The organism is Cryomorphaceae bacterium 1068, from assembly GCA_027214385.1.
GTDB lineage: Bacteria > Bacteroidota > Bacteroidia > Flavobacteriales_D > Cryomorphaceae > JAKVAV01.
The window spans coordinates 1-11,834 of the sequence record JAPVXR010000016.1 but is presented as its reverse complement, the minus strand read 5'-3'; the positions used below and the strand labels follow the sequence as shown (position 1 = coordinate 11,834).

General features: G+C 43.9%; 10 protein-coding genes. 5 read left to right on the top strand and 5 right to left on the bottom strand.

Annotated features, from left to right (window positions below; genetic code table 11):
- Positions 1 to 91 precede the first annotated feature (91 nt).
- Positions 92 to 772 carry an SDR family oxidoreductase gene (locus O3Q51_15860; GenBank protein MCZ4410291.1) on the bottom strand — a complete coding sequence of 227 codons (681 nt, stop codon included), beginning with the start codon at positions 770 to 772 and terminating at the stop codon, positions 92 to 94.
- 123 nt (positions 773 to 895) lie between these two features.
- Here O3Q51_15860 and O3Q51_15855 point away from each other — a divergent pair, with 123 nt between their 5' ends.
- A complete protein-coding gene (locus O3Q51_15855) occupies positions 896 to 2,218 on the top strand; it encodes a PrsW family intramembrane metalloprotease (protein ID MCZ4410290.1) in 1,323 nt (440 codons plus the stop codon).
- Here the strand turns inward: O3Q51_15855 and O3Q51_15850 are convergent.
- The 3 genes from O3Q51_15850 to O3Q51_15840 form a co-directional block, all read right to left on the bottom strand.
- Positions 2,215 to 3,918, bottom strand: a complete 1,704-nt coding sequence (locus O3Q51_15850; protein ID MCZ4410289.1) for a kelch repeat-containing protein — start codon at positions 3,916 to 3,918, stop codon at positions 2,215 to 2,217. The two genes, O3Q51_15855 and O3Q51_15850, sit on opposite strands and share 4 nt — an antisense overlap.
- A gap of 310 nt (positions 3,919 to 4,228) precedes the next feature.
- Entirely contained in the window at positions 4,229 to 5,134 is a 906-nt protein-coding gene (locus O3Q51_15845; GenBank protein MCZ4410288.1) for a DMT family transporter, read from the bottom strand.
- A 91-nt stretch (positions 5,135 to 5,225) separates the two neighbouring features.
- A complete protein-coding gene (locus O3Q51_15840; GenBank protein ID MCZ4410287.1) occupies positions 5,226 to 5,741 on the bottom strand; it encodes a hypothetical protein in 516 nt (171 codons plus the stop codon).
- A gap of 177 nt (positions 5,742 to 5,918) precedes the next feature.
- Here O3Q51_15840 and O3Q51_15835 point away from each other — a divergent pair, with 177 nt between their 5' ends.
- From O3Q51_15835 to O3Q51_15825, 3 genes are all read left to right on the top strand, one after another.
- Positions 5,919 to 6,353 (top strand): YccF domain-containing protein, encoded by a 435-nt coding sequence (locus O3Q51_15835; protein ID MCZ4410286.1) that lies wholly within the window; start codon positions 5,919 to 5,921, stop codon positions 6,351 to 6,353.
- An 80-nt stretch (positions 6,354 to 6,433) separates the two neighbouring features.
- Entirely contained in the window at positions 6,434 to 6,859 is a 426-nt protein-coding gene (locus tag O3Q51_15830) for a MarR family transcriptional regulator (GenBank protein MCZ4410285.1), read from the top strand.
- Between the two features lie 78 nt (positions 6,860 to 6,937).
- Positions 6,938 to 7,822, top strand: a complete 885-nt coding sequence (locus tag O3Q51_15825) for an SDR family oxidoreductase (GenBank protein MCZ4410284.1) — start codon at positions 6,938 to 6,940, stop codon at positions 7,820 to 7,822.
- A 175-nt stretch (positions 7,823 to 7,997) separates the two neighbouring features.
- Here O3Q51_15825 and O3Q51_15820 read toward each other — a convergent pair whose 3' ends face one another.
- On the bottom strand, positions 7,998 to 9,038 hold the full coding sequence (locus O3Q51_15820; protein ID MCZ4410283.1) for a hypothetical protein: 1,041 nt from the start codon (positions 9,036 to 9,038) through the stop codon (positions 7,998 to 8,000).
- Positions 9,039 to 9,515: 477 nt separating this feature from the next.
- Here O3Q51_15820 and O3Q51_15815 point away from each other — a divergent pair.
- Positions 9,516 to 11,834 (top strand): HYR domain-containing protein (locus tag O3Q51_15815; GenBank protein MCZ4410282.1); only part of this gene is annotated, 2,319 nt, incomplete at its 3' end.

The window sequence follows — 11,834 nt, the reverse complement described above, 5'->3', positions numbered from 1 at the left end:
CGTATTTTCAGCGAGGCCTCATACCCCACAATGTGAAAGCCCCTCCACAATGGAGGGGCTTTCACATGCTTCCGTTTTAGTTCTTTTGGGGTTAAGCCAATTCCAATTCACTTTTGGTCAATCCGGAAATAGCTTCCTCAATCGAATGGTAGCCTTCACTCATTTCGATGGTTTTGCCGTAAGTGTCTTCTCGGTTCAGTACCTCTTCAATTGCGTTAGCCACATCTGCACGGGAGATTTCATTGTTCAATCCCTTCATAGTTTCGGAGGCCGTAATAAGACCTGTTCCGTCATTGTTCGTGAGCATTACGGGACGCAATATGGTGTAATTCAGATCTGAGTTTCGCAGCATTTCATCTGCATAGTGCTTCGCTACATAGTAAGGCTTCATTTCGGCTTTATCCCAGAATGAACGATCGTCAGCCCCTGCTGCACTGACCATTACAAATCTTTTTATTCCTGCTGCTTTGGCTGCTTCCATGGTTCGAACAGCTCCATCAAGATCGATTGATAAGGTTTTATCAGGTCCTGTACTTCCACCTGAACCTGCGGTAAATACTACCGCATCATATCCTTCAAATTTATGAGTAAGGTCTTTCACCGATTCTTCGAGGTTTCCAACTTTGAAGTTCAAACTTCCAATTTTGAAATCTGATTGTTGGGACTCTTTTCTGATAAAAGCAGTAGGCTGAAAATTCGTTGATTCTGAAAGTTGGTTTGAAAGGATTTGTCCAATCTTACCGTGTGCTCCTATGATGAGTATGTTTTTCATAATGTTTCTTTTAATTGATTCATTTTAAAAGGTGCAAGAGTCGATCCATAAAAAACGAGAGCACCTACCGATTAATGACGGCAGTCCCATCACTTCTTGTATTTTCGCCCTGACTGAGAAGTGATGCTTTTTACCTACATCCTCATAGCACTTTTGATTTCGTGGACATGGGTCGACTACTACCGCATGATCGACATTTATGAACCTGAGGACTTAAAGCATGTCATTGGCGTATTTCTTTTGGGTGGTCTCTCTGTTTTTCTCGTCTTTGGAATTGGCGACTTTTTTCTTGATCCGCTACATCTCGGTACAAACGGCTCCTTTTTCAACGACTTCTTTTACTGTGTATTCGGAATCGGGGCCGTAGAAGAACTAGCCAAGCTCCTACCCTTTTTGTTGTATTACAAGTTCTTCAAGAGAGAAGTGAATGAACCAATCGACTTCCTCCTATACGGCAGTGCATCGGCACTTGGCTTTGCGGCCTTTGAAAATGTGATGTATTTCAATACTCACGGGGCTAGCATTATTGACATTCGAGCTATTCTCTCTCCGATGACTCATATGTTTAATACAGCCATTATCACTTACGGAATAGCGCGATATAGATTTTTGTACAAGCGCAGAAATTACCTCGCTATAGCGGGCTATTTTTTGCTCGCAGCCCTCTCTCATGGGTTCTATGATTTCTGGATCCTTTTTGAGCCCGTTCAGCCCACGGGGATGATTGTGACCTTCGCTTACTTCCTTATAACCATTTCCATTTTCGCGGGAATTCTCAACAATGCCCTTAGCAATTCCCCCTTCTTCGAATTTGAGAAGGTCATCCTTTCAGGGAATATCACCCAACGGCTCTTTGCCTATTACATGTTGATTTTTTTCACTCAAATTATTCTACTCATCATAGACAATGATTTGGTGTTTGCCCTCAAAAACTTCTATGGTCAGCTCTTTCTTGCAGGAAGTATAACCTTTATCACCATTATGCGCATGGGGCGTTTCACCCTTGTACCCGAAGAGTGGCAACCTATACCCATTGAGTTTCCGTTTACCTGGTCCGGAAGCCCATTTATAAAAGTCAAAGGAAATCCCTACGACGATATCCTTTCTGAGAATTACTTTAAAAAGCCTCTGATCATATCGCCGCTCAGCGCTAAAAGATCAAGACTATTGAAACATTCACGAAAGGCCATCGCTCCCCGCAAACTATGGTTTGAAGACGGCGAGCCTGCCTACTTGCTTCGCTTTCAAGAAGACAGAGGTGAGTCAACCACGTATTACCTGATTAAGGCAAAGGCGAAAGGAGCTACGACAAAAGGTGGTGACCCTATTGTGCATTTGATGAAAATCAACCATCCTCCCGACTCCACTTCTCATCGCATCGAGAAAAAGGATTTTCCCTTTATTGAGTGGGCGGTTTTGGAGATAGATCCTGAAGTCAGTCATTAAGGATCAAAAGTCAACTTCACAATATCCGGTCTCAATTCGCTGCCTACGCTTTGACCTTTTCCATAGCTTACATAAAGCTCACCATTGAAAGTATATGCGTCGTGATCCCTTCTCCATGAGAGCGAACTCGGGTTTGTAAGTTCAACCTGAATCCAATTGACACCATCACCTGTCCACCAAATTTCGTTTTCAGTATCCCCGCTTACTGCTACCAAACCATTCTTATAAACAGTCGTGGCAAAACTTCTATGTGCAGAAAATGGTACCGTACTCATATATTCCCAATTGGTGCCATCGGTAGAACGCCATAAGTCCGGAGGTGTCCCCTCGGGACCATCACCACCGTCAAAAAGCCAAATGTAACCGTCGTGCACTTCGGCTCTGGGTTCTGCTGCTCCAGCCCAAGAACTTTCGTCATCGGCTTTTACTTTTATCCAATTAATTCCATTGTCGTCACTGCGCCACACATCTTTCTTTCGCTGACCACCTGAAAGTCCACCAATCAAATAAAGGCTTCCATTGTAGGAGACGGCTTGGTGATTATTTCTGGGTAAGTAGTGGGTGTCATCCTGCACGGAACCTTCCCATAAAACGGAAGACCAAGTAGCACCATCCGCAGAAACTTTGATGGTATTCCTATTCCCTTCAAACATAAACATGAGTCCGTTGTGAACAGCGACTGCATGCTCTTCCGAGGGTTCAAATCCAAAGGGGTCTTGAAACAAATGATCTCTCACCAACTGCCAATTAACTCCATCCGTTGATGAGAAAACGTCATTTCTTTCTCCACCGCCTACACTGAGTAAAGAGAGCCCTGCCGTATCGTAGATTACCCCGTTCAGAACGACTACTTGGTGGCCCACCGTGCCGAGGTATGTAGGTAGTCCACCCGTTACCGGTCGACCGCCTGTCAATACTACCGTACCCGTTCCGGGGATGGTAATCGGAGGATCCTGTGTTGCAAAAGTGTATTCGAAGTTGCATACGGTCAGACCACCTTTATCATCTTTGGCGACGACATACCAGTAATAGTTCGTGCTTTCCGCCAAATTCATCGCAAAGTATCCCGTGGGAAATTGTGAAGAAGATGCTATTGAAAATGGGTTTGGACTCAAACCGAGATATACATCGTAGGTAATGGGATCGCCTTCGGGATCAGTAGCTGTTTGCCAAATTAATTGAACATCTGTTGATTGACTGGTGGCAAAATCTACAGGAGAGATTAAACTGAAAGCATTGGGTGGTTGATTGTCTTCTTCACCTGTGGTAAAAGAGAATACCGAGCTGCTCTTTCGTTCATTCCCATTTTCATCACGTGCTATCACACACCATTTGTATTCATTATTCATCAATAATGGAGTGGTGATGGTAAAAAAAGTTGTCGTTATGGTAGAATCCACTACGGTAGAAGGATTCTCATCCGGGTCCAAATCTACCACCCTATCAATGAGCAGTGAATAGGTAATCGCCGCCCCATCAGATGCTGTGCTCGCTTCCCAAACCAAAGAAGGCGTGTAAGAAACGTTTAAGGTATTGTCATTCACATAGAGCAAGTCAAATACAGAAATGGTCACGTCGTTGCCACCACTTGGAGGAGGATCTTCATCTTTAGAGTCGTCATCGCAAGAAGCTAGAATCAGGACAGACAAGACCATTAAAATAGATAAACGAAACTTTGAATAAACGAGTGAGAACATCATGGTTGGAATGATTGGTAGTTCAACACAATATCCGTCAAGTATTTAACTTCTCAAAATCAAGTCATTCCAGCAAGGGCTCTTTTTCAATATTCGACAGTTAAAAGTTTCCTGAACAGTAAACGGAAATCTGAAAAATCACCTCAAGCTTATTTGGGCTCGTTCAGTAAACTTGGCTCTTCGAACCAAAGTGGGAGAATTTGAGAAAAAAAAGGAAATGAATAGGAGTTGGTTAGGGATTGCATAGGGATAGGTTAGGGATAAGTATACTAGAGGTAGGTAGCAGTCTGCGAGCAGCGGGTAGTCAAAAAAATCACTTTGCAACCTCTGCTGTTTTTGGCTTCCGCCCTACCAAGTACACCCCAATAAAAATAAAGGCTGCCGAAATGGTGGTCTCAAATGTCAAAGCATCTTTGGCCAGATAAAGCGCAAGTAAGGTCGCAAAAAGCGGTTGAAGATAAATGTAAGTACTTACCGTTGAGCTCTTCAGGGTTCTCAAGGCAAAAACATTCAACAGATAGGCAAGGAAGGTTGTGCAAATAACTACGTAGGTTACTGCGCCAAAAATGGAAGGAGTCCAGCTTGTCAAGTCTATCTTGCCAAACTGACTTAATCCTACGGGAAGTACAAAACACAGACCCGCTGCAAAAACCCATTTGATGACGAGTAAGGCGTCATACTTGATGAGTAAGGGCTTTACAATAACGAGATAAACACCATAGCTGGCGGCATTCATAAATACAAACAAGTTTCCCAGGCTCACGCCAGGCAAGGCATAGCCTTCACCCGCAGCACTCAGGATGAGATAAACCGCTCCTACGGCACCAATGACAATCCCGAGGAGTTTTATCGGTTTAAGTTTCTCTTTGAGCAATACGGCACTCATAAACAACACCATAATCGGGTTTGCCGTCATGATCACGGAAGCATTGATGGGCGTGGTGAGGTTGAGGCCTTCGAAAAAGAAAAGCTGATTTGCCGCTACACCAAAAAAACCACAAAGTATTAAGCGCAGCCAGTCTTTTCTCTCAATTTTTTGGTCGCTCTTAATAAAGAGGCTGAGGATGAAAAAGAGCGTTGTGGCACCCGCTACTCTCAAAAGTATAAATCCACGCGGCTCAATGTACAAAGGCATCACATCTTTGGCGATTACATAGTTGGCCCCGTAGATCAGAGCTACGCCCAATGCAGCCAGATGCGCGAGTGTTCGTGGATTCATCAATTTAAAAGGCGCAAATATCCGTTGAATTTTCGGTTATGAGAAAGAGAATACACAATAAAAAAAGCCCCCGCCAGGGCGAGGGCTTCATTCAAAAAGCAAAACCAAGAGACTTGATTTGTCTCTTTTTTCTTACTCTGACCATGGCGCTTTTCACAGCCTCCATGGCTTCATCAGTTTCTGCCATGAGGTACGCTTCTTTGTATGCACCTCTTGCCAAGGACAATATGCCCATGTACTCGTAAGCTCGGCCTATTTCAGACAAAAGTTGAGCTTTGCTGCTGCCTCCTACGTTCATTCCTCTTCGTGCCATTTTGATGGCGTCGGCATATTGGCCTGTAGCTATCAACACGATGGTGAAGTTGATGTAGCTTCCGGCAAAACCAGGACTAAAATTCAAGGCCAAGTTATAGTGACGCTCGGCAAGTTCGTAATCTTGCATTCGGGCGTAGGCATACCAACCCATGTATGAGTGAGCTTTTCCGTATCCGGGCTCATCCATTAATACAGATTCAAGGATTTCAAATCCTTCTTCGAAACGGCCACTTGCCCAAAGCTCGTCTATATGAGACATTCGGGCTTCGATGGCCGCGTAGTTACGTGTCATCGATTTAAGTTTAATTGATTAATAAATAGAAGTGATTCCGCTTAGTGCGGATTAAGGGCGTGATCTTAGCCGAGGGAATAGTGCAGGCAATCGCACTCAAACCGAATCGGCTTCGGTTCTACCCAAAAAGAGGTGAGGTATATGTACGTGCGTTGCATGACTTGAAATTATGCGTCTATGACGGAGAGTTTTCAAGGGCGTTGCCAATCCGCTCAGACTTTTATTAATTTCGCCTCAATGCGCATTCTCGGCAATATCATTTGGCTCATATTTGGCGGACTCATCACCGCTTTTGAATACTTGGTTTCGAGTATCTTGATGATGATCACCATCGTCGGGATTCCTTTTGGGATTCAAACCCTAAAGTTAGCCGGCTTAGCGCTTTGGCCTTTCGGCAAACAGGTGGTTACTCACGACAGATCAAACGGATGTCTCTACATCATTTTCAACGTGATTTGGATTTTGGTTGGCGGCATTTGGATCAGTTTGACGCATCTTCTTTTTGGAGCGCTTCTCTTTATCACCATCATCGGAATTCCCTTTGCCAAACAACATTTTAAGATGGCTTCATTGGCTTTGACTCCTTTTGGGAAGGATATTGTGAGTCGATAGCCGCTTCACCCAATCGGTTTAGCACACATGAAAATAAATTACTTGTATATACAATTATCTTTTCTACCTTTGACCCGAACATGGAAAAAACGCCATCGACATATTGCAATTGTTTGACCTATTCGGTCAATGCTCTCTCCAGAGTGATGACCAAAATGGCTCACGAGGAATTCGCTTCTACAGGACTGAGTTCATCGCACGCATTTTTGGTGATGACGGTCAACAAAAAGCCCGGTGTTAACCCAAAAGATATTGCCGAAGAACTACAGCTCACGCCTTCTACTGTGACGCGTTTGATAGAGAAGATGGAGGGCAAAGGAATTTTAGAGCGGCATCAAAACGGCAGATGCACGGAAGTATTCCCTACCCCTTCAGGAATGAAGCTAAACGTTGAAATAAAGGCCGCATGGCTTCGACTACATAAGCGATATAATTCGATTATTGGCAGCGATAAGGCGAAAGGCCTAACCGAGGCGATCAACTCTGCTATTGGAACAATGACGTAAAAAAAAATTTAGCATCAATTTATTGTATGTACATGCATTAATTAATAAATCAATTATCAAACCCTAAATCAAATCAACATGAAAAAGAAAGTATTAATTACAGGAGGAAGCAGCGGCTTCGGAGCTTTAACGGTAAAGACCCTTATCGAGAACGGACATTCCGTTACGGCCAGTATGCGGAACGTTGAAGGTAAGAACAAGGTAAACGCTGAAAAGATGCGAAGCCTCGGCGCGCACGTTGTGGATATTGATGTGACAAACGACCACAGTGTGAATACAGGAGTAGCGAAAGCCATCGAACTGATGGGTGGACTCGACGTGGTGGTCAATAATGCAGGAATCGGTGTATTGGGTATTCAAGAGCAATTTAGCATTGAAGAGTTCCAACGACTGTTTGATGTCAACGTTTTCGGAGTACAGCGGGTCAACAAGGCAGCTCTCCCCCACTTGCGCGCTCAAGGTGCGGGACTTTTGGTTCAAATTTCAAGTCTATTGGGTCGAATTAACCTACCGTTCTATAGTCCATACAATGCTTCAAAATGGGCAGTGGAATCCATCGCTGAAGGCTATCGGCTCGAGCTTTCCGCATTTGGTGTAGATTCAGTGATTGTGGAGCCCGGAGGATTTCCAACGGCCTTCTTCGATGGGCTTATTCAGCCAAAGGATAAATCAACCGATGCGAGCTACGGCCCAATGGCCGATGCACCAAAGCAGTTGTTCGACAGTTTTGAAGGAGCCTTGGCTTCGAATCCCAATCAGAATCCACAGATGGTGGCTGATGCCGTGCTAAAACTGATAGAAACTCCTGATGGCGAAAGACCGGTTAGAACCCCCGTAGACTTAATGGGAATGGGTGAACACGTCGGTCCTTACAATGAGCACTTGGATAAAATTCACGAAGGCATTCTTGGTTCTTTCGGTATGGGTGATATGCTCAAGCTCAAAGTAAATCAGGAAGCTTAATTCTCCGATTGAGGGATATATGATTACACGTGATAACTATAAAAAGCCCAATCAGTTGATTGGGCTTTTTTATTTCAAGGTGGCATCTCGGTATCTCTTTCATTCACATGACCTCTCGCTAAGGTTCAAGGAATTCGCAGTACCTTAAAGATTGAGGCAAGCATAAAAGCTTGGTTCAGTCAAAAACTAGATACCCGTCATTCACTTCAGCGAGTCGTTCGACACAAGTGCCATTCACCATACCTTCTATGATTCGGGGAGGCATTAAATCGCCATTACCCCATCTGGTGCGCGTATATCTGGAGTCGTTTGGCGCGAGTACATACTTACGGTTCATTTGATCTTCACTATCGAAATTATCAAACCTCACCGTATCTGACGAGAGATTGGTAACGAATGTAAACTCTTCACCCTGGCTCCGATTTCCATTAAAACCGCCCGCACAGTCCAATGTTACAGGTTCATTCAATCCGAGTGCGGCATAGAACGAGCGCAGCTCATCCGCGTTTAAACCATCCCTATAAACTTTGAGGTCAATCAACAGCATTATTGCACTCTTCCTGTAATAGTGAATTGATTTGAGGTAACGCTCCATATGCACCCAGTGTGCATATAGTCGATTCTTAAATTCGGGATTGGTGAGGTAAAAAGTATAGGCTTCATGTCGATCGAGCGAATCAGCTTTCCGGGCCCAAGAATAATTGATATTAAAATAATTCATGTTTTCTTCGGCCGATTTCCAAAAGGTTTCCCGGTAAAAATCATCCCTATTCATCCAAAACAATTCACTCTTCATCCCTACAATGATAGGTTCGTACTTTTCAGGCAAGCTCTCTTCTTGTTCAAGAATCTTATCCAAATTATCTCTGGCTGGATCCAAGCTAAAGGTTTTGGTAATCATGGTCTCCAAAATGGGAGTCTCCCAATAATCGTCTATGGTCACTTGATCGGCCAATGTGGCTTGAATGAGCGAATCGTAAATCAGACCATTTTTTAAATCCCATTCCGCATTGTTGATCGTTAGGTACAGCTCAGCCTCGTACTTGTCTATAAGAGACTCTACACGGTGGCTTTGCTTCTTTCCCTCGTTCCAGTTATTGAGTTGAACTGCACAATATATCCCGATGATGATGAGAAAGATCTCACCTATTGCGTAGAGCAAGTATCGGGTAAAGCGGCTTTCTTTTCGCCTGAGTTTTCGAAGAATTCCGAGCATGGTGGAAAGGTATGAAAATGGACGATGAGTAAGAACAGGATCACCTAGTGCCTTATCCAAAGAGTTCGAAAATGTTAATTAACAAGGTGATTTGGCAATCCCATGAATTTGTGGGCATGCTCGGAACAAGAGCAAATCGAGAGTCTTTATTTGCATTTTGGCTTTTAATAAAAAATAAATGGACTCAATGGATTCAGCTCTTCTTTATTAGAATACCCGATTTCTTTGAATTATTTCATAAACACGATGAAGTGTTGAGCTATATCGATAAGGATTCAATCAACAACAATGATGATATGAACAGTCGTTAATAAAATTCGATTGTGCTACACTTTATTTTTTAATACTTTGCGACACTTTTTAATAGGTGTATAATTTACACCTAATGAAAGGTGTTGATTATCCTGAAAGTCCATTATTATCCCCCGGGAAAGTCAACCAATGCCAATTACTTTGTATTTAACCAATTAGAAACCAATGAAATTTAACCGACTCAAGCTCGCAGCATCCTTGCTGTACATAGCTTTTTTTGCACTCACTCTTCAAGCTCAACAAACAGGTATTTTCCAAACCTATGCCGTCTTAGACATCGATAATTCCGGCAACCAGTTTTTTCATGGTGGCGCCAATGCAGATGGCTCAACAAATAATTTCGATGGAAACAATCTTGGAAATATCAATAGCCTAATTTTAAATGGTGGAGAAATAAAGACGTTCAAAGAATTTGGAGGCGACGTAACGGGTGCCGAAATTTCATACAATGTTCACTTGGCTAGCGGTGGAACAGGATCTTTTAGTTCAATCAATTTACCTTTTGAGTCAAACTTAGATAATATCGTAAAAGACCAACGATGGCAAGAAGTCAATGCCAATGTTGATATCACAGCCGGACTTCCATGCGGAACCTATCATCTCGAAGTGTTTTGGAAAGCGTTCACGAATATCGGAGACCGTTTTGACGGTAACGGAGGTGCAAACTTTACCGCGACCTTCACAATTACGGACCCTGGTTTTTACGATGACAATGGAGTCTGCACGGAATGTCCTGCAGGTTCATTTTGTCCGGGTGATGGAACAGTTTCGCTATGCCCTGCAGGAAGGTTTTCAGCCACAACGGGAGCATCAGAGTGCACCGAATGTTCACCTGGTTTCTATCAAGGCGCTCAAGGAGCTACTGAGTGTATTGCCTGTGCTCTGGGAGAAGCCCAAAGCCAATCAGGTGCAACAGCCTGTGTTGCATGCCCTGCCGGAACTTACGCCGATCAAACGGGATTAGAAAATTGCATAGCCTGTGATGCAGGTACCGCATCTCCTCCGGGAGCATCAGAATGCTTGCCATGTGCAGCAGGAGAATATGCAGAAAATGGCGTTTGTATCGAATGTCCTCCGGGCTCATACTGCCCGGGAGATGGAAATGCATATCCTTGTCCGGCAGGTAGATTCTCAGCCATAAGCGGAGCGGTAGAGTGTATCCCTTGTGAAGAAGGTACTTTTCAAGGTCTTGTAGGCCAAACAGAATGTATCTCGTGCCCCGCAGGTAAATTTTCTAATGTTACAGGAGCATCCGTATGTACGGATTGTCCTGCGGGAACTTTCCAAGCCAATGAAGGAGCTGTTGAGTGCCTGGCATGTGACCCGGGATTTTGTCAAGACGAAACTGGTCAAACAAGTTGTGAAAGCTGCGATCAAGCTGATCTTATACTTACCCCTTCTTCATCTTCCGTGAGCGAATGTGATGTGTTTACTGTCTTGGTTTCTGTTGAAACAGATGGAACTTTCAATCTTGTTGAGGCGCGTCTCAATTTTGATCCGAATGATTTACAAGTAGTAGAAGTGACTTCCCCGGAAGGATCAAATGTATTTACATCGAACCCACCATTCAATACTCCGGGTGGACCGGTCACTGAAGACAATACGAATGGTTTGGTAGCTTATACGGCAGGATCTACCACTGACATTACTGGAAACACGGATTTTATTAGAATCACTTTCGAAGTAATAGGAAACTCGGGAACGACTTCAATTACCCCAATCTTAACGGGATTCCCTCGTTCGAGAATAGTTTTCAGCGATTTTATTAATGGTGTCTCAATAGCAACAGATATTATTAATGAAGCTCTTCCAATCGATATTTCACTAAGTCCTGATATGGAAGACCCTACAATTACTTGTGTGAGCGACCCCAGTAGAAGTACGGATTCCGGCACCTGCTCATACACAGTTCAAGGCACTGAATTCGATCCGACTGCAGTAGACGATAATTGTGGCGTGGCATCTGTTGTTAATAGCATCAACGGGACTTCATCATTAGACGGCGAAACGGTAACTGATGGTACCATGGTGACATGGACCGTAACCGATGTCAACAGCAACACCAATGACTGTACATTCACAATAACGCTGGATGACAATCAGCCTCCCCAAGCAAACTGTCAGGACATTACACTAGTTTTGGATGAAAATGGAATGGCAACGGCAGATCCCGCCGACGCTGACAATGGTTCAACTGATAATTGTGGAGTCACGAGTTTCTCGCTCGACAAAACTCAATTCACTTGTTCCGATTTAGGAACAAACAATGTAGAGTTTATCGCCTTTGACGCAGCCGGGAATGGCGGAATCTGCAACCTTATCGTTACGGTAATTGATAGCGATGCTCCAACAGCAGTTTGTCAAAACATTAACGTTCAGCTCGATGCCAATGGCGAAGCGACACTTTTACCGGCTGATATCGACGGCGGGTCTGCTGACAACTGTAGCGTGGAAAGTCTAAGTATTTTAGGCTCCCCTGCTGAT